This is a genomic window from Methanolobus profundi, from assembly GCF_900114835.1.
Classification (GTDB): Archaea; Halobacteriota; Methanosarcinia; order Methanosarcinales; family Methanosarcinaceae; genus Methanolobus; species Methanolobus profundi.
In genome coordinates, this window is the sequence record NZ_FOUJ01000004.1 from 182,542 (window position 1) to 205,850 (window position 23,309).

Consider the following 23,309-nt stretch of genomic DNA (forward strand, 5'->3'; position numbering starts at 1 on the left):
ACATTATGCAGGAATAAACATGTCCACTAATAATGAACCTATGACGATCTCTGAGAAGATCTTTTCAAAGGCTGCCGGTAAAACGGTAAAAGCTGGAGAATTCGTACTGGCTGATATAGACAGGGCAATGACCCACGACATCACAGGACCTCTTGCTGTAGAAGGTTTCTACGAGATCATGAGGGACAAGGAAGAGAAGAAGGTCTGGGACCCAAGCAAGATAGTGATCCTCTTTGACCACCAGGTTCCTGCAGACTCCCTCAATGCTGCACAGAACCACATCATGCTCAGAAAGTTCGCTAAGGAACAGGGCATAATCAACTATGATGTTTATGAAGGTGTCTGCCACCAGGTAATGCCTGAGAAGGGGCATGTCAAACCAGGAGACCTTGTAGTAGGTTCCGACTCACACACCTGTGCATACGGTTCACTCGGTGCATTCTCAACAGGTATCGGTTCAACTGATATGGCAGCGGTCTTTGCATCAGGAAAGCTCTGGTTCAAGGTACCTGAGACCATCAGGTTCGAAGTCGAAGGAAAACTTCCTGAACACGTCTATTCAAAGGACATCATCCTCCACCTCATCGGAGATGTAGGTGCAGAAGGTGCAAGATACAAGGCAGCAGAATATGCAGGTTCAGCTATCGAAGCACTTTCAATGTCAGAGCGTATGACCATTTCCAACATGGCTATCGAGATGGGTGGAAAGGCAGGTATCATCGAGGCTGACAAGACTACAGAAGCATATCTCAAGGAGCGCATACCTGACTATGAATTTGACCCATACTGGAAGTCAGATGAAGGCGCAGAATGCGAACTTCACAAGTATGACATCAGCAACCTTGAGCCACAGGTCGCATGCCCACACAACGTGGACAATGTAAAGCCTGTAACTGAAGTTGAGGGAACAAAGGTAGACCAGATCTTTGTAGGTTCCTGTACCAACGGAAGGTTCGAGGATATAGAGGTCGTTGCAAAGATGATGGGCGATGAGCCTGTTGCAAAGGATGTCAGACTCCTTATCATCCCTGCATCAAGGACAGAATACATGAAGGTGCTCAGAGCAGGATATATCGAGCAGTTCATGGAAGCAGGTGCAATGGTAGAGTCACCATGCTGTGGTCCATGTATGGGAGGTTCATTCGGACTCCTCGGTGACGGAGAGGTAGGACTTGCAACATCCAACCGTAACTTCAAGGGACGTGAAGGAAGCCCACAGTCCTTCGTATACCTCAGCTCACCTGCAACAGCAGCAGCATCCGCACTTACCGGAGAGATCACAGATCCGAGAAAGATCTGATATCTCACCTTTTCTTTCTTTTTTTAACTCTGAGACCACAAAAGATATATTTTACAAATTAATATGATAGTTCGGACGTTGGTCTAACCAACACTACCCGTCATATTTTGTGTGGATTACAAACCAACGTCACTAAAACCTTTTTTCATATGTTCTAAACTCTTAGCTTAGGCTGTGGCGACCTTTACACCATAAAGATGTAATAGGATTACCTTATATCTGGAAAGGATAGAGCATGACTGAAACCGACCTCTCAATACTTACCGAACTTTACGACATCATTAAGGACAGAAAAGAGAACCCTTCCGAGGACTCATATGTATGTTCTTTGCTCAACCATAGAAAGGGTATAGACAAGATACTTGAAAAGGTGGGCGAGGAATCTATCGAGACAATACTTGCTGTGAAGAGCGAGAACAAGGAAGAGATGATATACGAATCATCAGACCTTTTATTCCATCTTATGGTTATGTTCGTGGCAAAGGGAATATCCCTTGAAGAGATCGCCACTGAGCTTAAGAAAAGAAGAAAATGATCAATGATCATTCTCAATAGCTTATTTTTAATATACTAATTCGTGGAAAACGTCCTTTTTGGACAGTATACCCTTTGGCACACCATCATAGGATACAAGTATGAACCCTATATTGTGAGTGTCAAAGACCTTCACTGCATCATAGAGTGATGTTTCTGAATCCACCGTGATAAGGTCGCGGGTCATTATATCCTTGACCTTTGCAGTCATTTTTCCACTTGCCACTGCATCACCTATATCTGTAAAAGTGACAACGCCAAGGATCATATCAGCGTCCATCACTGGTGCACCGTGAATACTATTGTCAACAAGGAGACGTGCTGTTTCCTGAATGGAAGCATTTCCACTGATAGATATCATATCGGTCTTAGCATAGTTCTTAACAGGCTTCTTTGGAAGCGAGATCATTTCATTTATTGCGAAAACGAGCGTGTTCTGGGTATCATCCCTTCCCACGATCTCTCCACGAACAACCAGTTTGTTCACAGGAGTAGGACCCATCTGTACAAGGTCACCCTGCTCAAAACCCTTGATATTACCAAGGACCTTGATCATGCCATGACATAGGTCAGGATGCCTTACTGTAGTGAAGCTTATCTCCGCTACTGTTGCACCTTCCACAAGATCATCGTTCCTGTAGATAGGAACACTGGCCTCGTGGTCCATGGCAGTGATGCTTAAAGCTTCATAAGCGTCGCCAGTTGCTTTATATCCCCCTTTGGGACCGGGGACACCTTCAACCAGGCCAAGGACTTTCAAAGATTGCATCTGGTTCCTGACAGTGCCAGGATTACGGCTAATAAGCTCAGCGATCTCTTCGCCTTTTACAGCACGATCCTTTTCTCTCTGGAGATTGATCAATGCAATGAGAATATCTTTTTGTATGGGAGTCAGTTCCACTAAATCACCGGTCCATAAACTCAAATCTAGTTTATACATACTCAAAGGAGATATATATAAATATAGTATCTCCTCCTGAGGATACTAGAAAAGGTTTATATTTATAGGAACAGGGCTTTATAGATTAAAGTGATTTGAAGCGCAACAGGAAGGAATATGATCTTTGAAAAAATAAATACAGTCCCTACTTCGGATGAATTACTGGATAAATCATTCAGAAGAGCTACCAGGGCAATGGCAGGAAAGACCATCACCGGAAGGAAAACGGCTCTTGAGGCAAACGAGTCAATGGTGCTGACCGCTGCTAACATACTTACAGATAATCTAAAGAATATAGTAAGAAGATTCCCTACCTTTGAGAATTTGCCACCGTTCTACTATGAACTGGCAGACGTAATGGTAGGTGTAGATGATATGAGGAAGTCCCTTAGCAGGCTTGACTGGGCCAGTGCGAAGATACATGAGGTTGCAAGGGAACATGTAGGAAAGATGAGAAAGAGCAGAGACCCGCTACCTGTGAGAAAACAGTGTTTCGGACGTCTTTCATCCATCATAGGTTCGATCAGCAAGGACCTTCTATTCTTAAATGAAGCCCGTAACAAGCTTAGAAAACTGCCATCGGTCCATGATGAACCGACCATTGTAGTAGCAGGCTATCCGAACATCGGAAAGTCCAGTTTCGTTACAAAGGTAACAGGTGCAACACCTGAGATAGCATCCTATCCATTCACTACAAAAGGAGTATCCATAGGACACTTCTTCGTTGGTAATGACAGGTATCAGGTAATGGATACACCCGGTCTTCTTGACAGACCTATGTCAGAACGTAATGAGATAGAGCTCCAGGCCATAACAGCACTGAAGAACCTGGATGCAGTAGTACTTTTCATCATAGATGCCACTGAAACATGCGGATACGAGATCGAGGATCAGAAACGCATGCTTGAAGAGGTTCGCAGTGGATTCAAGCTTCCAGTCCTTGTGGTCGGTAACAAAGCAGACCTTCCACAGTTCAGAGAACTGGACTTTGTAGACATGAAAATGTCCACAGCAACCGGCGAAGGTATCGAGGAAGTAACCTCAACCCTTATAGAAATGGTAAAAAAGGCCATTGAAGAAAAAGGGCCAAAGGAAGAAAAAGAAGAAAAGATGCCATGGGATGACCTTTAAGGTCATCACAATACTTTTTTCATTATATCAAGTGCATTTCTTAGATCATCCATTGATGAAGCGTAAGAAAGGCGTATATGTCCTTCACCACGGGCACCAAAAGCAGTTCCTGGCACAACTATAACGCCATTAGAGATCATTTTTGATGCTACCTCACCAGAGGTCATACCTTCAGGGATCTCAGGGAAAGCATAGAATGCACCTTTTGGAGAAGCACAGTTCAGACCTGCAGCGTTCAGGCCCTCTACAAGCATGTCCCTGCGAGCCTTGAACTCATCGCGCATTGCAAATACAGAATCCATTGGACCCGTAACAGCTGCTAATGCCGCTTTCTGTGCAATGGAATTGGCACATGCCTGCACATACTGATGCACCTTGATCATCTGATCAGTGTATTCTTTTCTGGCGGCTACATAGCCAAGACGCCATCCGGTCATGGAGAAGGTCTTGGAAACTGCATTCACGGTAATAACATTATCAGAGAACTGAGCAGGGCTGACCTGTTCACCCTCATAGATGAAATGCTCGTAGACCTCATCAGAGATAATAGTTATGTCGTGATCATCAGCGATCTGAGCAAAGGCCTTCATATCAGCCTTGCTCTGTACCGCACCAGTAGGATTGGCAGGAGAGTTGATTATCATAGCCTTGGTCTTCGGAGAGAGATTCTCAAGTACACTCTCAGGACTTATTGTAAGGTCATCAGAGAGAGGAAGTGGAGTAACACGACCACCCATTAAGTGAACCAGGGAATTGTAGGATACAAAACCAGGATCTGCGATCAGTACCTCGTCCCCGGGATCCACAAGAGAAGCGATAGCAAGTTCAAGAGCCTCCGATGCTCCGGATGTCACAATGATCTCATCCGTTGAGACCTCGAAATTGTTCTCTGTCTTGAACTTTGAACTCAAAGCCTCTCGAAGTTCAGGAATACCCGGACCAGCCGTATAACCGGTGAAACCCTCATTGATAGCATTGATAGCAGCCTGTTTTATGTGCTGCGGAGTATCAAAGTCAGGTTGTCCGATACCAAGATTTATGGAATTCGGACCGGCGCCTTCGAACATCTTCCTTATCCCGGAAATGTCTATATCCAGAACCCTTTGTGCAAACTTCGAGCCAGCCATAGTTATCACTTCAATTTGTTTTATTCAATATTTGTGTGTCTTGATTTGAGGTCTTCCTCGGAAGCACCTGTGATGAAGATAAGCTCTGCGATCACAGCATCAAGGAAAACGCTTGATGATGTCTCAAAAGAAGTACCCAGCGGAGTAAGATATGTGTATTCACCACGCATGTGACGTTCAACATATCCGCCTGCATCGTCCTTTGTCCTTCCGGGAAGAGCGATAACTGTGTCGGACAGCTCACCTAATGTTGATTCCTTGTTCGAGGTTATTGTGACAAGTTTGGCACCGATCTCCTTGGCCACACGTCCAAGATTTGATATAGAACGTGTCTGTCCTGAACCTGATATAGCAATAACGAGGTCATCCTTTCTTACTGCAGGGGTTGTTGTCTCACCTACAACGTGAGAAGAAAGTCCAAGGTGCATAAGTCTCATGGCAAATGCCCTTCCAACAAGGCCGGAACGTCCTGCGCCCATCACGAAGATCCTATTCGCACCCATTATATCTTCAAGCATCTGTTTAACAGAGTCCTTATCAAGCTTGTTAGCTACATTTTCAAGGTGCTCAGCCATTAATAAAATAGAAGAAGTCAAGTATTTACATTCAGTTAAGTGGATCTCTTTCATCTGATCTCCTCATATTATCGATCGAAAATTACAGAATCATTTTGTTTTTCTTTTGCATCGTCCTTATAATTGATGCTCTTTAGGCCCCAGCCATCGATATTGCTCAATTCCTCATACAAACGCATGATGTCAGAGTCATCTCCGGTCCAATAGCAGTCTAACACAGTGTCCTTGTCTTTAAGGTCTTCGGTAATAGAACCTGCAAGGCGAAAAAGAGCTTTCTTGCTGGAAAAAGGAATATTAAAAGTAGTCCTGTACCCGGAACTTGACCTTGCATAGGAAACAAGAACATAACCATTGCTCTCGTACTCCATTATATCATCAAAATCACATATCAGTTCCAGTTCGTGAACAGCAGAATTATCGATATTGGAAATACCCAGAAGTATCTGCCCAACCACTACATCTGGTACCTGTCGTCCAAACCATACGGAAATCTTACCATATGTGCAGACTACATTCACATCATCCCTCCCCATCTCGAAAGAAGAAAGGGAGGAATCAGGTGAAATAAGATTATCTCTGTTTTCTTTTTGACCCATTTGCTTCACGCAAATACTTTATTTAGTTGTAGAAATGAGAGCACTGATCATATCACGATCCTTCTTTAGGGTCTTAAGCTGATCAGCCGGTCCAATGACAGTAAGCCTTGACTTAAGAGCATTCTTTTTAAGGATCTTACCAATGAACGAAGTGTCCACCTCTGAAGGATAACTTTCCATTTCTATACCTGAGAAACCATCCGGTTCAATGAGCGTCATTGTCATCTCTATAAGATGTGCCTCTTCTTCAGGACTCAGGCCCTTTTCAAGGACAAGTATCTTCCCGCTTTTAACCTCATCGATAATAAACCTGACCTTTTCCACAGGAGACATTGTAGACAACCTGTGTTCTGATACAAGATCCATCTGGAAGCCCTGCATTGGTATCACCCGAACCTCTTTGCAAGCTCTTCATAGAACGTTTCTATGTTCTTTCCTTCCAGAGCTGAAATTGACACCATTGGGTGTTGTGGGAAAGCATCTCTGATGGTCGATGGTGAAGCCTCTGCAAGGTCAACCTTATTGGCAACAATAAGAAGAGGAAGGCTCCTTGCTTCCATATTACCGATAACGGTCACATTGACCTGAGTGAAAGGATCCTCGGTAGCATCCATTACAAGGATGACACCATCAAGGTTCTCGAGCCATTTCACAGCTTCTATGACACCTTCTGTGGCTTCCTTTGCACGCCTCTTGGATTCAGCTTCATCCATGCCCTGCTCCATGAACTCATGGAAATCGATCTTTGTAGCAAGTCCCGGCGTATCAATGATATCGAGGGTTATTGAGCTACCGTTAGTGTTGATAGTAACTCCTTCCCTTCGTCTTGCTCTTCTTGTCTCATGCGCAATATGTGAGACAGAGCCCATAGCGTCTCCTGTCCAGTCCCTTACTATCCTGTTAGCAAGAGTTGTCTTACCCGCGTTTGGCGGTCCATATATCCCTATACGGGCATTCTGTTTTTTAAACAGTTTTTTGAAAAGGTCCGAAAAATTCCTCTTGAATGCTCTAATTACGCCCATTCATTCCCTCCGTGAAATAGCATTTATATTTAATTATGGATAATTTTAGTAGTATAAACACCCATTAGCATATAATTTTTATTATCTTGATCTGCTAACAGGCAGGTTGTATAATCATATGTCCTTTGTCATTGCAGAGTTTATTGCTATCTCAGCAATGTTCGACCCATAATCGGCCGTTCTGTCAATACTGTCCACCACGGTCCCAAGGGCAACCACTGACCCATAAGTATCCAGCTTCAGTATAACACCATTAAGCTTGTTGATCATAGGGGAGAGCTTTTCCACCCTGTCGATCACCTGATTAGCAAGGTCTACGTCAAAATTGTAAAGAGCATCTATTGAATCCTCAACTATCTTCCTTGATATCTCAGAGGTCTTCTCGATCATTTCCATGATATCATCAGGAATAGGCCCTTCCAGATAGCCTGTTATCTTTGCGATCTTACGTGCATGGTCAGCTATACGTTCGATAGGACCTGCAGCCATCCTCAGATCGTGGTACTCATCGATAGATGTCTCAGCTGCATCCGGCAGCCTTGCCCCGCGCAATATGGAGCGGAACTGTTTTGCTATAAGAAGGAACAGACGATCCACATCATCGTCCCTCTGGTCAACATCCAGAGCAAGATCGGAATCTAGCGTTTTTATCGCCTTTATTGCATCCATATGCATGGAATTGGATATCAGGTACATCCTGCGAACACTTTTTTTGATCGATATCTCATCAGGGTTCAGAAGATCCTGAATGACCACTTTCTTAGCAGTCTCCTCTATGATCTCCGGACCTATGAGTTTGTAACACATGCCTCTGATAACGTTCTTCTGCTCAGCAACTATCCTGTCAGCCTTTACCTCTATAATATCAGAACCTGCAAGATATGCTGCGATCATATCCCTGGTAAGAGCATCTCCCATCCTCCCACTCACATCGATCTGTATTCGCCTTATAGGAGGAGCATCATGTATAGGATCTATAACCAATTTACCATCTGGCTGAGGTTGTAAGGAAACTCTGCTACCTGTCTGTATCCCAACCTTGTCTGCCCATGTTTTTGGAAGAGATATAATATAAGTAGAACCGCCTGTTTGCTGAACTTTTCTGGTCTCTATGAAAATCCCTCATATTATGTTATGGAAATATCTGGATATATAGAATATCAGGTAATATATAGATACTTCCCTGTGAATAAAAATATATATCTGATGCCATATAGAAAGAAAGTGTATGAAAGCACTTGATATCAAACCTCATGAACTTGACACGCTTAAAAAGCTCATGCCTGTAATTTGTCTGTCAATACCATGGGAGATATATTTCTATTCTAATTATTCGACCGGATGGGGTATCAAGTTCTCGGTCTTTTACGCAAACTTTGATGATATCTACGGTACGATCTTTGTAGACCTGATCCAGCAGAGCTCACTGCTCTCCTACGGAGGGTTTTTGCCATCTGTAAGAACACTCGGATGGATATTCGCAGCGATACTATGTATAGCACTGGCGATCTATGAACTTTCAAAGGAGAATATTGAGCTGGAACTGGAAACAAGGACCACCGCACATATACTCATACTATGTGGGATACTGACATTCATCAGTTCAATTGCAGTATGGAACAGCAGTTTCAAAACATTGCCTATTGCACCGTTCTTCTTCCTGGCTTTCGGGTATCTGCTTCTTGTTTCGGATAAAAACAGCTCTACCGTGAAAGAAGAAGATTAAGGAGATAGTATATACAAAACCTCGAATTCCGGGGTTGTCTGTATACATATGCACTATTTGCTAAAGATAGCCTATAGTCTAATTATGCCTATGGGTATAACAATAGGTAACAAAAATTATATATGCATAAATAATCATCCTAAGTAATAATTAAGAAAGTTGGGCTGAATATAGTGGCTATGTTCAGTAAACAAGGGGTACATACCTATTTTTATACAGGCCGCAATTTCCACCGTGCATGGAGTTGCAGACCAGCATTAGATAGATCTTTAGAAGTAGTTTAATCGTATAATATTATACTGGGAAAATAATATGAGATAGTCATATGCCTTTTAGTTTATGAGCTCGAATTGCACTATAAGTCTTCCGGGTCTAATAGCAAAGAAATACGAATACAAATATAATGAGATAAGTAACACAGTGTTGCCAACACTGCATCTATTAAAAAGTTCTGTTCTTGTCTCATTTTCAGGTGCACTAAGGATACACATAGCATTTCTTCTTATGCACATCAGTTCTGCCTTTTTCAACTGTCTTGCAGGAGGGCTGATAATCTATGCGGTCTACACACTTGACAGAGCCATGGATGCAGAAGAGGATCTTGAGAACCGACCTGAATTAAGAGGAGCGTCGAACAAGTTTGCCCTGATAATATCGCTTATCTGTTTTTTAATAGGAGCTGCTATCCTCACCTCCAATGGACTAATATTCTTCGCTTTTCTACCACTAATAACCGGTTATCTCTACACCAAGGGAATTAAAATACGAAACTTCAACCTTAGACTAAAAGGTGGGCGCGGTATGAAGAACCTTGTTGTGGGAAGCACATGGGGAGCTTTCATCGCAGGCATAGCAGGCATAGATGCCACTACCATAATTGCTCCACTTATTGTTTTCCTCTACTTTGGAATGAAACTATTCATCAACTCCACAATATACGATTTCAAGGACATAAAAGGAGATACAATGGCCGGGATCAATACATTACCGGTGATCCTTGGAGAGAGAAAGGCAAAGATGATGCTGTTCAGTCTTCACCTGCTGGCCCATTTGATGCTTGTAGCGGCCATTATCACAGGAATAATAGCATTCGAACCGGTGATAATAATCTATAGTCTTGCCGTCGGACTATTGTATATCAAGACATTCGCAGAGCAAGTCGATATTGAAACAAAGAGCAGACTGACAAAGAGGCTGTTCATGATAGATGGAGAATCAACCTCAATTGTAGGATTAAGAACTATTCTAAGCGGAATAGTAGCCTGAGAGATGATCAGATCGAAGTGATCTTTGTTGACATCTCCTTATAATGATCAAAAAGATCACTTCCCCATTTAAGGGCAGATGGGTCGTACCCTACAAGATCATCCCTTGGGTCATATGCCTCAGGGTTGAAGAAAAGAGACATAGAAAAGAAAACATCCGTCACTACAAATGCGATCTTTACATCATCGACCACAAATAGTTCCGTATTTGGAGACTTCAGGTAGAACTCAAGTTTATCGCGGTGTTCATCCCTTACTTTATTAAAGACCTTTTCAGTAAGTATCAAAGAAGTAGGTACATTCCTTTCAGCCATCCCTACTACAAAATCAGGGTATGTTGGAATGAATATAGAAGATACACCCTTTAGATGAGATGAGCGTGAGATATTTTCAGTGAATATCTTATGAGATTCATAGATGTTCTCAATACTTCCTGATAACACTTTACAGTCCTTCAGATCACGGAGATCATCCAGCATTTTTTGAGGTATGTCTCCCAGATAGTGATCTTCCCAAAAAGACTCATTGTTCTCAATGGTCTCTATAATTTCCAGAAATGGCCTGAAATGAGTGATTATGGCCCGTCCTATGGGAGTTATCTGGTAGTTCTTATCAGTCTTCGCTATCAGATTACAAGCCAGCATCTCTTTTATTCTTGGAGATATCTCCGGAGAGGATACATTAAAGTAGTCTTTGATATCAGACAGAGTACATGGCTTTTCCTCAAGCAGGAATAATATGTCCTTTCTTTTTTCCGAAAAGGTCAATATACTTAAAAGTCCCTTTGATTTCACAACAACCACATCAATTTATATTGAGTTATGTATCCAACCAACCAGTAGAAACTAATTAATTATATAAAAGTTAATTACTCGCTTATAAGTGTTTTCTAAACAGTGACAGCAGAGTACAAAAAATATACATCTCAGTCAAAAGATCAAGCTAAGTCAAGCAGACTTTATATAAGTACTCAAAAATAAAATAGGAAGTTCTTCTGGAAATGAAGAACTTCAGTGTAAGAAATGCCGCATTCCAGTGAACACAAGTGAAACGCCAAGTTTATTGGCCGTTGCAATTACCTCATCATCCCGTATGGAGCCGCCTGGTGACAGGATATACTTAATTCCTGCTTCAGATGCATATACTACACTATCATCGAACGGGAAGAACGCATCGGATGCCATGACACACTTTGAGAATACATCACTGACATAATCATCAAAGGACATATCAGGAGCAGCACGATCATACATGACCTGGAGGTTCTCACGTGCCTTTGTCACAGCAAGCTTCCTGATGGAATCAACCCTGTTAGGCTGTCCTGCCCCCATTGAGAGCATCATGTAGCAACCATCCTCATATTCATAGGCAAGTGTCACTGCATTGGACTTAACGCACTTGCATGCATGCATGGAGAACTCAGAGACTGAACGGAGCTCTTCAGGATATGCCATATCGGTTACGCATTCCCACTTGTCGTATATTCCAATGTTCCTTGACTGCTTCAGGACACCACCGATAACATACTTGTATGTATCTTCCACTTCGAACGGCTCATTCAATTCCGGAAGGTCGAGCAAACGGAGATTCGCGCTCTTATTCTTCAGGTATTCAAGAGCATCAGGCTCAAATCCGGGAGCAAGGATGATCTCCACGAACTTACCATTCAGGAACTCTGCTGCCTGAAGGTCAAAAACAGTGTTCGTACAGATGATACTTCCATAAGCTGAGATCGGGTCGCCGTCCCATGCTGCCTGAAGTGCCTGTAGAAGAGTGTTACCTGTGGCGAGTCCACATGGATTGTTGTGTTTAACGATGTTCACAGCAGGTTTGGAACAAGAAAGTTCCTTAACTGTCTGGAGTGCGTTGTCCGCATCGATATAATTGTTATATGAAAGTTCTTTTCCATGGAGTTGTTTTGCATTTGCAAGGGATGGACCGGTTATTCCGTCCTCCTTATAGAATTTAGCTTCCTGATGCCAGTTCTCTCCATATCTGAGAGTTACACCATCTTTGAAGCTCATACGAAGGACATCCTGTCCAAGTAGTTCTTTACTTAGATACGTATCGATCGTTGCATCGTAATCTGCTGTGTGCCTGAAAGCCTTCACAGCAAGCAGTTCTCTTGTTTCCTGGGAAACAACGCCTGTGGAACGAATTTCTTTAAGGATATGACCATAATCATCAGGGTCACATACTACGCTTACAGAGCGATAGTTCTTTGCTGCTGAACGAAGCATAGCTGGTCCACCGATATCGATGTTCTCTATGGCTTCTTCAAGCAATACGCCTTCTTTTGAAACTGTTATCTCGAATGGATAAAGATTGACCACTACAAGGTCTATCATTTCTACTTCTGCTTTCTGGGCCTCTCCCATATGATCATGGTCATCCCTTATACAAAGGATGCCTCCATGGATCTTAGGATGAAGAGTTTTAACCCTACCGCCCATCATTTCCGGGAAGCCTGTAACATCCGCTACATCAGTGACCTCAATATCTGAGTCACGGAGTAAGCGGGCAGTCCCGCCAGTAGATATGATCTGTATATCCAGTTTTTCGAGTCCACGAGCAAAATCTACAATTCCGGTCTTATCAGAAACGCTGAGCAGTGCTCTCTTTACCAAAAAATCACCGTATGAAATTGGCGGATATACACTAAAAGGTTTCTGGTCAGGATCATGAGTTGAATTTGACAACCGGACACACCTCGATACATTTACCACAGTGAGTACATCCTTCTTTGATGATGGCAAGACCTTTTTTCATTCTGATAAGGCCCTGAGGACATTTTCCAACACAAACACCACATCCACTGCAGAAGAGAGCTCTCCTAACTGAGAGTTCCATCTTTTTCATGAGCCTTCGGGCATCCCTGTCAGAATCACTCCTTGCTGTGACACTTCCTGAAGCAAATACCTGCGCCCTGTCCTCACCTATTGTCACCATGGCAACGCCTTCCATGTAAGACGCCTTTCCAACTGCTTCCAGCATCCCTGTGAGCTCAAGTCTTCCAAGGTCCACTGGACCATCGAATCCACCCTCTGCGGAGATACCACCCTGTTTACATGGGCGATAGCCGGATGTCACGGCGAAATTCAGATCATTCTCATTGCTGCCCTTTGGAATGATATCTATGCCCTTTTTCTTTGCGATCTCCTTCAGCTGAGCAGGCAGGTCCTTCCATCTCCAGAAACCGTGCTTTACCCATTCCTCTGACAGGCCCATACGCTCTGCGTACGAGAGCAGGTGGTCATTGAGCCTCTTTTCCATCTCAGGGTGGGTTTCCTTAAGCCTCACAAGGTCAGACACTGAGCATGAAGGACACAACCAGCATCCTATCCTGTCAAATCCTTCCTCGTATAGTGGATTGTACAACAGATCGTTCTTGAATATATAGAGCCAGACATGCATTGCGGTCCAGTTCTGGATAGGAGCAGCAGCTACCTGATTACCGACCCATGGGTTCTTCCAGACACGCTCACTCTTTGCCCTTGTACTGGATTCATACTTTCTCTGACCTATGAAAGTTAGACATCCGTTCTCGTAATTGTCATTTATTATCTGGGTTATCGGACCAAGTTTACAAACCTTACAGCACCAGCGTACCTCAACACTTGGAGGACCGAAACTGTCAACAGAATCCCAGAAAGCATCACCTGAACTTATGATGTTCAGAGGTTTGCCGTAGAATTCCACAACATCATGGACATTCTGCACGGTTTCAGGGAACTCGATACCAGTGTCTGCGAAGAGAAGCTCATAATCATCAAGACATTCACTCACCAGGTGAAGCACTGCAAGACTGTCCTTTCCTCCTGAATAGGATACTGTTGCCGGCCTGTCAACTGAGGAAGATACATTTTTGATGAACTTGTGAGAACGCTCGATAAAGTCGTTCATATAATTCTCGTTGGCCTTCACCACATCATCCCAGGTCTGTCCGCCCTCAGGAACTGTGATCTCAGCAGGGTCTTCCTTGAACCTTACCTTGACACCAACACCCTTGCCCTTCTCAAGCATCTTTTCCCCGCTCATACGAGAGCGTCCGGTACCAAGCACTTTGCCGTCATGTGTCAGAACGACAACCTCGTCCATAACATTGATAGAAGGATCTGCATCATTTATGCCAGGAGCAAGTACACTTGCACCACCCAGGATGAACTTCTCAGCACCTGCATCTATGGAGACCCAGCTCTTGAGGGTCTTATGATCAGCATTATCAAAGATCCGGCGTGCACCGTTCAATCTTAAAAGAAGGACCCATTTCAGTTGTTCAAGCTCAAAGCGGATAGTAGCTATGACCTCACCGTCAACTATGACCTCATCCATACGGTCATCGTATGGGGATTTGTTCATGACCACCACACGCTCATCGGTCAGTAGCGGAGCATTGAACTGTTGGATCGAAAGCTTGTTTATGAGATCCAGTTCATATTTGAAAGCAGGACGGATGTCTCCCGGAGGAGTTATAGTAACCTGGCTGGTAGCAGCACCACAGGAACATTCTTTCCCAAGAACAGGAACATTACATGAAGGGCACCAGTAAAGGAGCAGTTCACCAAGATAAAGAGGTTTGGACATTCTGTCAACCTAGATATTGAAGTTTTAAATGCTTTTTGGCAACTCATATACATTAAAAGAACTTAGATGCAAGGGAGGGTTTTACGTTGCACATTTCTGAATAAGCACAGGTGTCACACAAAGGACTTTCCTTTTTATCAGGCATAGTTCCTTCCTTTATCTTTCTGACACGCCCAATTGCCTGCAAGACCTGTCTGCGGTCAGTGGAACGTATTTTCACATTCCTGAAAAGTCCGGACCTTGCATAGATAATGTGACCTGCCCTGACCGGAATGCCGTGCATTTCCTCTGCAAGCATGGCAAACGATGCCACATGTAACCTGTCGTTCATCCATACACCATTTTCAGGAGCTTTTCCTGTTTTGATGAGAATAGGCTCGAAAGAACCTTCGCTCTCCAACAGCCTGTAAGGGATCCCTGTAATATTTAGCTTTTCAGAACGAAGGAATGGCTCCTCATCCAGAATTGAGAGCCTTTCACTTAGATCGAGAAGTTCGGGATCCTTTAAGTGAGATGAAAGAGCCTGTTGTATCTCCGGCAAGTATTCCATTATAGTTCCTGATACCTCAGCTATCATTTCCTCTGTGACACCTTCCATCTCAACAGGATAGATCATAGGGATATTCTCCAGCGCCTGTGTAAACAACCCTTCGACCTCTGCAGATGACACATCGTCTTTTGACGAAGAGCCGTTCAACAAATGAGAATAGGACATGGCCATTTCCTTTAATATAAGATGTTCTATATAGTAAGAAGAAGAGGAAGATACAGGCTCGTAGCCGCGGCATGAGTAATATAATTTCCTTGCACAGGAAAAATAAAGAGATAATTCGGAAACCGTTATCTGTATTTTTTCTTTTCGGAGAAACATATTTTAATAGAGAATATATACCATATTATAAATAAGTAGATAGTAGGCATTCAGCAGAATCGACAATAGACGAACTTGTATTCGTTAAATATATATGGTAATCTACCCTTAGGAATATAAAGCATGAGTGAAGACGAATCGCATGACATGGTTCGCCAGCGTCTTGCAGAAAAGATGGCAGGCGAGATTACGCTATCTGAAAAACCTGGCGAGGCCCTTAAAAAATGGCGATTGAACTTCGAGATCGCGCAGACAGACCTTTCGGGGTATCTGAGCGTTTCTCCTTCGGTCATCAGTGACTATGAGAGTGGCAGGAGAAAATCTCCAGGCACGCTCATTGTGAGCAGGATAGTCGATGCGCTCCTTGAGATCGATTCACAGAGAGGAGGGCAGAAGATTCATGCTTATGAGGGGATCCTTTTCGCAGATAAGAAATCAAAGGCCATTTACGCCACCTACGAATACACATTTCCAATGCAGGTTGCAAAGCTTGCCAATATCATTGAAGCAGATATAGTTAATAAAGGGGTAGAAAAACCACTTTACGGTTTTACTGTTGTAGACAGTAAAAAGGCTATTCTCGAACTTTCTTCCCATGAGTTCCAGAAACTCTACGGATGGAGTACGGAACGTGCAATGATATTCACCAAGGTCACAACCGGCAAGTCACCAATGGTAGCCATAAGGGTCACGAACCTGAAACCAGGCGCTGTTGTGATGCACGGACTGCGTGGAAGTGAGGTTCACCTGATGGCAAAGAAAATGGCTGAGATCGACAGGATACCCCTTCTTGCAACGACAATGGATATTGACGAAATGGTAGAAGCGCTGAAGAAATACAGCGAATACCATGTAATGGAATAATATTTTACATTAGATACACATTTGAACGGTGTTAAGATGAGTGTAGGGATAGTCTCATATGGTGCCTATGTACCCAGATATAGAATAAAGATCGAAGACATCGCCCGCGTATGGGGAGACGATGCAGACATACTCAGATCAGGACTGATGGTCAACGAGAAAGCAGTTCCTGATGTTGATGAAGATGCAGCTACAATTGCAGTGGAGGCTGCAAGAGCTGCCGTTACTAGGTCAGACATAGATGCGCAGAGAATAGGTGCCGTATACACCGGTTCAGAAAGCCATCCTTATGCTGTCAAGCCTACCAGTACTATAGTCGCAGAGGCGACCGGAGCAACTCCGGTACTTACTGCAGCTGATTTTGAATTTGCATGTAAAGCAGGTACTGCAGCGGTCCAGGCATGTATGGGACTTGTTTCCTCAGGCATGATAGACCTCGGACTTGCCATTGGATCTGATGTGGCACAGGGTGCACCGGAAGATGCACTTGAATATACAGCAGCAGCCGGCGGTGTTGCATTTGTCATCGGTAACAAAGAATCAGAACTCGCAGCAATTATCGAGGACACATATTCATTTACAACCGACACTCCTGACTTCTGGAGACGTGAAGGAATGCCATACCCTGAGCATGGTGGAAGGTTCACAGGAGAACCAGGTTATTTCAAACATGTTACAAACGCCGCAAAGGGACTTATGGCAAAGATAGACACAAAGCCTGAGGACTATGATTACGCAGTGTTCCACCAGCCAAATGGAAAGTTCCCAAGCCGTGTAGCAAAGATGCTGGGATTCAGCAAAGAGCAGATAAAACCCGGACTTGTCGTACCAAGACTTGGAAACACATACTCAGGATCATGCATGATGGGAATTGCAGCAACACTTGACCAGGCTAAACCAGGAGACCGTATATTCGCAACAGCATTCGGTTCAGGAGCAGGTGGAGATGCATTCAGCATTACTGTGACCGACAAGATAGAAGAGATACGCGACAAAGCACCAAAGGTAGAGGAACTACTCGAAAACCCGATCTACATGGACTATGCCCAGTATGCCAGACACAAGGGTAAGATAAAGATCGCATGAGGTGTGAAAAATGAGAGATGTAGCAATCATAGGTGTTAAGAATACAAAATTCGGAGAATTGTGGGACCGCTCTTTCAGAGATGTAGTAGTTGAAGCAGGCGTAGGTGCTGTCAGTGATGCTGGCGTTGTGGGCGAGAAGATCGACTCAATGTTCGTCGGTAACATGAGCGGTGGACAGTTCGTCGAGCAGGAACACATCGGTGCACTTATTGCTGATTATTCCGGCCTTGCAAAGGATATCCATGTACCTTCCACACGTGTTGAGGCTGCCTGTGCTTCAGGTGGACTTGCCCTCAGACAGGGAATATATGCTGTGGCTTCAGGAATGGATGATATCGTTATCGCTGCCGGAGCAGAGAAGATGACAGATGTACCTTCACCAAAGGCATCATCAGCCCTTGCAGCAGCAGCTGACAGGGAATGGGAAGGTATCATGGGTGCAACGTTCCCGGGACTTTATTCAATGGTAGCAAAGCTCCATATGCACAAATACGGGACCACAAGTGAACAGCTTGCAGAGGTTGCTGTAAAGAACCACCACAATGGTCAGCACAATCCAATAGCCCAGTATAAGAGCCCGATCACAGTCGAATCGGTCCTTAACTCAATAATGGTAGCAGACCCATTACACATATTCGATTGTTCCCCTATCACAGATGGTGCATCCGCTGTGGTGCTTGCACCAGCCGATGTAGCTCATGAGTATACTGACACACCGATCTATGTAAAGGCGACCGCACAGGCCTCAGATACCATTGCACTTCACGACCGCAGGGATATTACTACCCTCGATGCAAGTGTAGCAGCCGGAAAGAGAGCATATGAGATGGCAAAGATGCAGCCAAAGAACATTGACCTTGTTGAGGTTCATGACTGTTTCACCATTGCAGAGATATGCGCAATTGAAGACCTCGGCTTTGCAAAGAAAGGTGAGGGCGGTATCGTAACACAGAACGGTGAGACCGCAATTGGCGGCAGGATACCTGTAAACACTTCAGGTGGACTCAAATCATGTGGACACCCAGTAGGTGCGACCGGCGTAAAGCAGGCTGTTGAGATAGTCGAGCAGCTTCGTGGTGAAGCTGGAAAGAGACAGGTTGACGGAGCAGAGGTTGGAATGACCCACAATGTGGGAGGTTCAGGAGCTACTGCTGTTGTACACATATTCTCGAGGAACAGGTGATCATCATGTCGGTACCAAGATTTTGGAGAAAGCAGATCGCAAGATACAACCTTGTAGGTACTCACTGTAAGAAATGCGATGAATACTTCTATCCACCACGTAACATGTGTCCTGCGTGCAGGCGTGAGGGAGAGATAGAGGATTTCAAATTCAGTGGAAAAGGTGAGGTAGTTACATACACTGTAATTCACACCGCTGCCGAAGGTTTCGAGAACCAGACACCTTATGTCCTTGCGATCATCAAGCTGGAAGAGGGACCAAGTCTCACAAGCCAGATCATATGCGAACCTGAAGAAGTGAGCATAGGCATGAAGGTAAAGCCAGTGTTCAGAAAACTTGGACAGGGCGGAGAACGTGGTATGATCTACTACGGTACAAAGTTCGTTCCGGATAAATGATAGAGATAGAAGTTAAAGCCCGTGCTGAGCATCAGCAAGTAAAGGAACTGCTGACAGGCATGGGTGCTGTTCTTATAGGTGTCCAGCATCACTGCGACACCTATTTTAATGCCCCTCACAGGGATTTTGGAGAAACTGACGAAGCGTTGAGGATACGCTCTGTGGATGGCAGGTCCGTAATGACCTACAAAGGCAAGAAACTGGATACAGTATCCAAGACACGTGAGGAATTCGAGACCGAAATTGATGGCGGAAATACACGAAGCATCCTTCTTGCACTGGGTTTCTATGAAGCCGGCGTTGTTAAGAAGACAAGAGAAGTGTTCAGATATGAGAATATGACCATCTGTCTTGACAATGTAGGAAGCCTCGGAGAATTCATTGAAGTAGAGATCACAGCTGAATCAGACGTTGAGATCCACACAAAAGATATATTCTTATTTTTGGCTAAATTGGGTATTGGAGAAGAGGATTCCATCAGGACATCCTATCTTGAGATGGTGCTCTTAAACAATATATCCGAACAATGTGAAGAAAAAAAAGGGTGAAATGCTTTATTTCAGGTCTATAGGGATCTCAAAGTAGAAACTTGAGCCCTGACCTAATTCACTTTCAACCCATACTTTTCCTTCATGCATTTCCACGAACTTCTTTACCAGAGCAAGTCCCAGACCTGTTCCTTCATAACTGCGGTTATGAGCAGAATCCACCTGGGTGAATTCATAGAACAGATATTTCTGGTCATCAGCAGATATACCTATACCCGTATCTGTTACAATGAACCGGGCCATATTACCACGTTTCTCAACCCTGATATCAACACTTCCATTCTCAGGAGTGAACTTGACAGCATTGCTAAGGAGGTTCAAAAGGGTCTGTTTGATCTTGTTCCTGTCAGCATTGATGGAGAGCAGATCATCGTCGATATGATATGTCACAGATAGTTCCTTTTTCGATGCCAGCGAAGATATCGTTCCTATTGCCTCATCCACTAGTTCTGTGACCGATACTTCCTTCATATCGGCTTCCATCATCCCTGCCTCTATCTTGGAAAGATCAAGTATATCATTAATGATATTCAGAAGATGTTTCCCGCTATTAGAGACATTATTGAGATAACGTTCCTGCTTTTCGTTGATACTGCCAAATGTTTTTAAAAGTAACATATCCGAGAAGCCGATAATAGAATTCAGAGGGGTACGCAGTTCATGGCTCATATTGGCAAGGAACTCGCTCTTTGCACGACTGGCGGTATCAGCTTCGATCTTTGAATTCAGCAAAGCATCCTCATAGATCTTCTTTTCAGTTATATCACGTATGATCAACTGGACCGTACCCTTTTCTTTATCGATCACTGAGGAACTTATATCCGCATAGATCTCCCTTTTGCTGAAGAGACTTAACTTGATCTCAGACCTGACAGAGCCTTCCTTTATTGTATCCTTATAGATATCCACAAGGTTCGGTGAATAACCTTCAGGTGATAAGCACCTGATATCCATAGTGCTAAGTGCAGAATGTGTATATCCAAGAAGCTCAGAGGTCTTGCTGTTCGTATCGACCAGAGAAGCACCAGAGCCTAAAAGCATAATGGCATCATTTGACTGTTCAAAGAGGGAATGATATTTACCTTCCTTGTCTTCAAGTGATCCCAGCATCTCATTGATGTTATCTGCCAGCCAGTTGACCTCATCGTCACCTTCGATCGCTATCCTGGACGAGAGATCACCACTTCTCTGTATATTCCCAAGTCCATGAACGAGAAGATTGAACTTGGCATAATTAACGTTCTTTGCCAGGAATATATGGATGAACAATTCTATGGAACTCAGGAACACTATTATAACTGCAAGATAGAGCAGCATCCTCAGTCCTTCTGAAGTGGTCTGCCCCATTGTTCCTACCTTCATTAATTTGACCGGGTTTCCCATTATGTCATACAATGGAACAACTCCGGCAGGGAGACCTTCTTCAAATGAGCTAGGTGAAGCATTACCTGCTATCCGGTCCACATCATCAATGGCAGTGTAACCATAACCTATGTCCTCCAGAACCATCGGCATTTTGTCATCTGATGCATCCCCTATCTCATTTAGATCGATCATATGGGATACTACAATTACAGAGATGCTCTCATTTTCCCCGCTTCCTGAACTGAAGCACTCCATTGCAACTACCACGGTCCTTTCAGGGAGAAAGACCAGACCTGAGAGAGAACCTTCAGTGATACACTTTGAAAAAACCTCAGGATTGGAAATGATATAGCTTTCAATATCATCAGATGATGGATAACCGGTTATCGTATGCTCAAAGATAAGAGATGCTGTTGAAAGGTTATAGATAAGAATGGATTCAATACTATGTGACCTGAGTAACTGGTCATCGGATAAGACCCGATATAGATCATTTGAATTTCTATCCTCACTTTCATATTGTGCGTACAATGCCAGATTTGAAGCGCTTGAACTGACAACTCTTATCTCATCATCTTCTATCTCATCGATCAGCATATGGGTGTTATGGATAGCATATTCTTCTTCAATACCATGAAGACTTGATGAGAAGAGAAGGTAACTGAAGATGATCATCAGGAACACCGTAATTACAAACAGTATTGAATGTAGGAAGATGTCCTTTTTTTCCATTTCCATTTTTGATGACCCGGACTAAGCGATTGTGAATAATAAAAGAAGCAAAAAAAGCAACTTTGTAATTGTTCCTTATTAACAATTAAATTATATAAACATATCTTATATAAATATATCATACTCCAGAATAATATAAGGTTCAAAGATACCAGTAGCAACCCGCAGACAATGAAGAAAACAACTGGAAATTATCTTGAGATGCGTTTGAAAAAGGAGTCTTAACTTTATTTAATTCATTGTCCCTTATTCAGCAGGTCTTCAGGTGTGTACAAAATGCACTTATTGTTATTACTATCCCATGACAAGCAGTTTTCTTCACAGCAGTTTGTCATCATACCTTCGTATAGCTCATAGTTGCGCATAAAAAGAAGGGAGATCAGATCTTTAAACCAGTTCTTCAATCCTGATATACTGAGCATTGGACTTACTTCCTGTTTTTTACATACTGGAGATCACAGTGAATCTGGTCAGTTATATACATTAACAGGTGGTTATTTGTAAATTTGTTGGTTTGGGGAGGAAGTTCATTCTCAGAAGCCCGTGTACATCACTACCCATTTTAACTACATACAGGACTAAAATACATACATTTTTCAACAAATGATCACCGACAATTTATGTACGTGTTCATACATATCCAGAGAATAGAGCCGGATAAAAGACCCGTCTGATAACGGGTTATCCATATAGATGCTGGCGCATGATCCCCTCAAAAACATGTAGCTCCTATAATTAATATAGCATTTTGCTTTGCTTTCAAAAATGCCAGCATCTATGTTTGCTCTGTTTTTAGTAGATTTTACTTTTCTGAAGGCAGTTTGTCATCGTATAGCTTATATTTCAGCATAAAAAGAAGGTATACCAATCCTTTATGTTTGAAGCGGCCCTTCAATTCTGAGAATTAATCGAACTTCCTGTTTTCAGCGTGATATGAAATAGTAGCGGATTTGGATAGCTATATGACGACATCTGGTGCATGCTGTTAGAGATCTTTTCTTTGTCTGTCAAACCATCCCATATAAGAAATACTTCGCAAATGTTTTTATATAAATTATGTGATACTTATATACATTGAGAAGGAGTTTTTATGGCAATACAATACATTAACAAGGTTGGGGTCTTCTCATTTGGAAAGATCCTTGCAGCTATCTACGGAATACTTGGACTTATAGCTGGAGTTATTATGAGTCTTATGACCCTTAGAATGGGGCTAATGATGGGTGGAGCAGGTCTTAGCTCAGGACTTATGTCCGGGTTAGGAGCGATAATAGCGATACCCATATTCTATGGAATGGTCGGATACGTCAGCGGTGTGATCATTGCAGCAATATTCAATGGAATAGCAGGACTTATAGGTGGCCTGGAAATTGATATCGGATAATTCAACTATCTAATAATAAATGAAAAATCAAAAATGATGGGCCTCACAGCCCATCGTCAAAAATAGCTGGGATGAAAA

General features: G+C 43.3%; 23 protein-coding genes. 11 read left to right on the top strand and 12 right to left on the bottom strand.

Features of this window, described 5'->3' with window-relative positions; genetic code table 11:
- Positions 1–19 precede the first annotated feature (19 nt).
- Together BM008_RS10260 and hisE are read left to right on the top strand one after the other, a co-directional pair.
- Positions 20–1,300, top strand: coding sequence for a 3-isopropylmalate dehydratase large subunit (locus BM008_RS10260; RefSeq protein WP_177188041.1), 1,281 nt, complete (start codon positions 20–22; stop codon positions 1,298–1,300).
- 235 nt (positions 1,301–1,535) lie between these two features.
- On the top strand, positions 1,536–1,835 hold the full coding sequence (gene hisE / locus BM008_RS10265) for a phosphoribosyl-ATP diphosphatase (protein WP_091936665.1): 300 nt from the start codon (positions 1,536–1,538) through the stop codon (positions 1,833–1,835).
- A 27-nt stretch (positions 1,836–1,862) separates the two neighbouring features.
- Here hisE and BM008_RS10270 read toward each other — a convergent pair whose 3' ends face one another.
- Positions 1,863–2,735 carry a CBS domain-containing protein gene (locus tag BM008_RS10270; RefSeq protein ID WP_091936667.1) on the bottom strand — a complete coding sequence of 291 codons (873 nt, stop codon included), beginning with the start codon at positions 2,733–2,735 and terminating at the stop codon, positions 1,863–1,865.
- Between the two features lie 156 nt (positions 2,736–2,891).
- Between BM008_RS10270 and BM008_RS10275 the strand changes: the two genes are divergently transcribed.
- Positions 2,892–3,905: an NOG1 family protein gene (locus tag BM008_RS10275; protein WP_091936668.1), complete on the top strand. Its 1,014-nt coding sequence runs from the start codon at positions 2,892–2,894 to the stop codon at positions 3,903–3,905.
- A gap of 5 nt (positions 3,906–3,910) precedes the next feature.
- Here the strand turns inward: BM008_RS10275 and BM008_RS10280 are convergent, their stop codons facing one another.
- The 6 genes from BM008_RS10280 to BM008_RS10305 all read right to left on the bottom strand — a co-directional run bounded on the left by BM008_RS10280 (position 3,911) and on the right by BM008_RS10305 (position 8,338).
- The gene (locus BM008_RS10280; RefSeq protein ID WP_091936670.1) at positions 3,911–5,032 is read right to left on the bottom strand and encodes a pyridoxal phosphate-dependent aminotransferase; all 1,122 of its coding nucleotides are present in this window, start codon (positions 5,030–5,032) and stop codon (positions 3,911–3,913) included.
- Positions 5,033–5,052: 20 nt separating this feature from the next.
- The gene (gene hxlB, locus BM008_RS10285; protein WP_245748006.1) at positions 5,053–5,607 is read right to left on the bottom strand and encodes a 6-phospho-3-hexuloisomerase; all 555 of its coding nucleotides are present in this window, start codon (positions 5,605–5,607) and stop codon (positions 5,053–5,055) included.
- A 68-nt stretch (positions 5,608–5,675) separates the two neighbouring features.
- The gene (locus BM008_RS10290; protein WP_091936674.1) at positions 5,676–6,203 is read right to left on the bottom strand and encodes a hypothetical protein; all 528 of its coding nucleotides are present in this window, start codon (positions 6,201–6,203) and stop codon (positions 5,676–5,678) included.
- Between the two features lie 18 nt (positions 6,204–6,221).
- Positions 6,222–6,584: a DUF2073 domain-containing protein gene (locus tag BM008_RS10295; protein ID WP_091936676.1), complete on the bottom strand. Its 363-nt coding sequence runs from the start codon at positions 6,582–6,584 to the stop codon at positions 6,222–6,224.
- A 5-nt stretch (positions 6,585–6,589) separates the two neighbouring features.
- Positions 6,590–7,225, bottom strand: a complete 636-nt coding sequence (locus BM008_RS10300) for an Era-like GTP-binding protein (RefSeq protein WP_091936678.1) — start codon at positions 7,223–7,225, stop codon at positions 6,590–6,592.
- A 114-nt stretch (positions 7,226–7,339) separates the two neighbouring features.
- Complete coding sequence (locus BM008_RS10305) at positions 7,340–8,338, bottom strand: phosphate uptake regulator PhoU (RefSeq protein ID WP_091936680.1); 999 nt, start codon at positions 8,336–8,338, stop codon at positions 7,340–7,342.
- Positions 8,339–8,453: 115 nt separating this feature from the next.
- On the opposite strand from BM008_RS10305, the gene BM008_RS10310 reads away from it, so the two are divergent.
- Positions 8,454–8,951: a hypothetical protein gene (locus BM008_RS10310; RefSeq protein ID WP_091936682.1), complete on the top strand. Its 498-nt coding sequence runs from the start codon at positions 8,454–8,456 to the stop codon at positions 8,949–8,951.
- A gap of 339 nt (positions 8,952–9,290) precedes the next feature.
- A complete protein-coding gene (locus BM008_RS10315) occupies positions 9,291–10,217 on the top strand; it encodes a UbiA family prenyltransferase (protein WP_091936684.1) in 927 nt (308 codons plus the stop codon).
- Positions 10,218–10,224: 7 nt separating this feature from the next.
- Here the strand turns inward: BM008_RS10315 and BM008_RS10320 are convergent, their stop codons facing one another.
- From BM008_RS10320 to BM008_RS10335, 4 genes are all read right to left on the bottom strand, one after another.
- Entirely contained in the window at positions 10,225–11,010 is a 786-nt protein-coding gene (locus BM008_RS10320; RefSeq protein ID WP_177188042.1) for a helix-turn-helix transcriptional regulator, read from the bottom strand.
- 216 nt (positions 11,011–11,226) lie between these two features.
- The gene (gene purH, locus BM008_RS10325) at positions 11,227–12,843 is read right to left on the bottom strand and encodes a bifunctional phosphoribosylaminoimidazolecarboxamide formyltransferase/IMP cyclohydrolase (RefSeq protein WP_091936976.1); all 1,617 of its coding nucleotides are present in this window, start codon (positions 12,841–12,843) and stop codon (positions 11,227–11,229) included.
- Positions 12,844–12,895: 52 nt separating this feature from the next.
- Entirely contained in the window at positions 12,896–14,800 is a 1,905-nt protein-coding gene (locus BM008_RS10330) for a phosphoadenosine phosphosulfate reductase domain-containing protein (RefSeq protein ID WP_091936688.1), read from the bottom strand.
- A 52-nt stretch (positions 14,801–14,852) separates the two neighbouring features.
- On the bottom strand, positions 14,853–15,671 hold the full coding sequence (locus BM008_RS10335; RefSeq protein WP_091936690.1) for a CRISPR-associated protein Cas4: 819 nt from the start codon (positions 15,669–15,671) through the stop codon (positions 14,853–14,855).
- A gap of 123 nt (positions 15,672–15,794) precedes the next feature.
- On the opposite strand from BM008_RS10335, the gene BM008_RS10340 reads away from it, so the two are divergent.
- From BM008_RS10340 to cyaB, 5 genes are read left to right on the top strand one after another with little or no spacing between them, the layout of a single operon-like run.
- Complete coding sequence (locus BM008_RS10340; protein ID WP_091936692.1) at positions 15,795–16,535, top strand: helix-turn-helix domain-containing protein; 741 nt, start codon at positions 15,795–15,797, stop codon at positions 16,533–16,535.
- A 36-nt stretch (positions 16,536–16,571) separates the two neighbouring features.
- Entirely contained in the window at positions 16,572–17,621 is a 1,050-nt protein-coding gene (locus BM008_RS10345; RefSeq protein WP_091936694.1) for a hydroxymethylglutaryl-CoA synthase, read from the top strand.
- A gap of 10 nt (positions 17,622–17,631) precedes the next feature.
- Entirely contained in the window at positions 17,632–18,804 is a 1,173-nt protein-coding gene (locus BM008_RS10350) for an acetyl-CoA acetyltransferase (RefSeq protein ID WP_091936696.1), read from the top strand.
- 5 nt (positions 18,805–18,809) lie between these two features.
- Positions 18,810–19,202, top strand: a complete 393-nt coding sequence (locus BM008_RS10355; RefSeq protein WP_177188043.1) for a Zn-ribbon domain-containing OB-fold protein — start codon at positions 18,810–18,812, stop codon at positions 19,200–19,202.
- Positions 19,199–19,750 (top strand): class IV adenylate cyclase, encoded by a 552-nt coding sequence (gene cyaB / locus BM008_RS10360; protein ID WP_091936698.1) that lies wholly within the window; start codon positions 19,199–19,201, stop codon positions 19,748–19,750. The genes BM008_RS10355 and cyaB overlap by 4 nt, the downstream gene beginning before the upstream one ends.
- 6 nt (positions 19,751–19,756) lie before the next feature.
- Here cyaB and BM008_RS10365 read toward each other — a convergent pair whose 3' ends face one another.
- A complete protein-coding gene (locus BM008_RS10365; protein WP_091936700.1) occupies positions 19,757–21,853 on the bottom strand; it encodes a sensor histidine kinase in 2,097 nt (698 codons plus the stop codon).
- Between the two features lie 1,084 nt (positions 21,854–22,937).
- Here BM008_RS10365 and BM008_RS10375 point away from each other — a divergent pair.
- Positions 22,938–23,231, top strand: a complete 294-nt coding sequence (locus BM008_RS10375; protein ID WP_091936704.1) for a hypothetical protein — start codon at positions 22,938–22,940, stop codon at positions 23,229–23,231.
- The last annotated feature ends 78 nt before the right edge of the window (positions 23,232–23,309 follow it).

Coding starts and splice junctions, on each gene's coding strand:
- BM008_RS10260 (WP_177188041.1), top strand. CDS start 20: ATGTCCACTAATAATGAACCTATGACGATCTCTGAGAAGATCTTTTCA.
- hisE (WP_091936665.1), top strand. CDS start 1,536: ATGACTGAAACCGACCTCTCAATACTTACCGAACTTTACGACATCATT.
- BM008_RS10275 (WP_091936668.1), top strand. CDS start 2,892: ATGATCTTTGAAAAAATAAATACAGTCCCTACTTCGGATGAATTACTG.
- BM008_RS10280 (WP_091936670.1), bottom strand. CDS start 5,032: ATGGCTGGCTCGAAGTTTGCACAAAGGGTTCTGGATATAGACATTTCC.
- hxlB (WP_245748006.1), bottom strand. CDS start 5,607: ATGGCTGAGCACCTTGAAAATGTAGCTAACAAGCTTGATAAGGACTCT.
- BM008_RS10290 (WP_091936674.1), bottom strand. CDS start 6,203: ATGGGTCAAAAAGAAAACAGAGATAATCTTATTTCACCTGATTCCTCC.
- BM008_RS10295 (WP_091936676.1), bottom strand. CDS start 6,584: ATGCAGGGCTTCCAGATGGATCTTGTATCAGAACACAGGTTGTCTACA.
- BM008_RS10300 (WP_091936678.1), bottom strand. CDS start 7,225: ATGGGCGTAATTAGAGCATTCAAGAGGAATTTTTCGGACCTTTTCAAA.
- BM008_RS10310 (WP_091936682.1), top strand. CDS start 8,454: ATGAAAGCACTTGATATCAAACCTCATGAACTTGACACGCTTAAAAAG.
- BM008_RS10315 (WP_091936684.1), top strand. CDS start 9,291: ATGAGCTCGAATTGCACTATAAGTCTTCCGGGTCTAATAGCAAAGAAA.
- BM008_RS10330 (WP_091936688.1), bottom strand. CDS start 14,800: ATGTCCAAACCTCTTTATCTTGGTGAACTGCTCCTTTACTGGTGCCCT.
- BM008_RS10335 (WP_091936690.1), bottom strand. CDS start 15,671: ATGTTTCTCCGAAAAGAAAAAATACAGATAACGGTTTCCGAATTATCT.
- BM008_RS10340 (WP_091936692.1), top strand. CDS start 15,795: ATGAGTGAAGACGAATCGCATGACATGGTTCGCCAGCGTCTTGCAGAA.
- BM008_RS10345 (WP_091936694.1), top strand. CDS start 16,572: ATGAGTGTAGGGATAGTCTCATATGGTGCCTATGTACCCAGATATAGA.
- BM008_RS10350 (WP_091936696.1), top strand. CDS start 17,632: ATGAGAGATGTAGCAATCATAGGTGTTAAGAATACAAAATTCGGAGAA.
- BM008_RS10355 (WP_177188043.1), top strand. CDS start 18,810: ATGTCGGTACCAAGATTTTGGAGAAAGCAGATCGCAAGATACAACCTT.
- cyaB (WP_091936698.1), top strand. CDS start 19,199: ATGATAGAGATAGAAGTTAAAGCCCGTGCTGAGCATCAGCAAGTAAAG.
- BM008_RS10365 (WP_091936700.1), bottom strand. CDS start 21,853: ATGGAAATGGAAAAAAAGGACATCTTCCTACATTCAATACTGTTTGTA.
- BM008_RS10375 (WP_091936704.1), top strand. CDS start 22,938: ATGGCAATACAATACATTAACAAGGTTGGGGTCTTCTCATTTGGAAAG.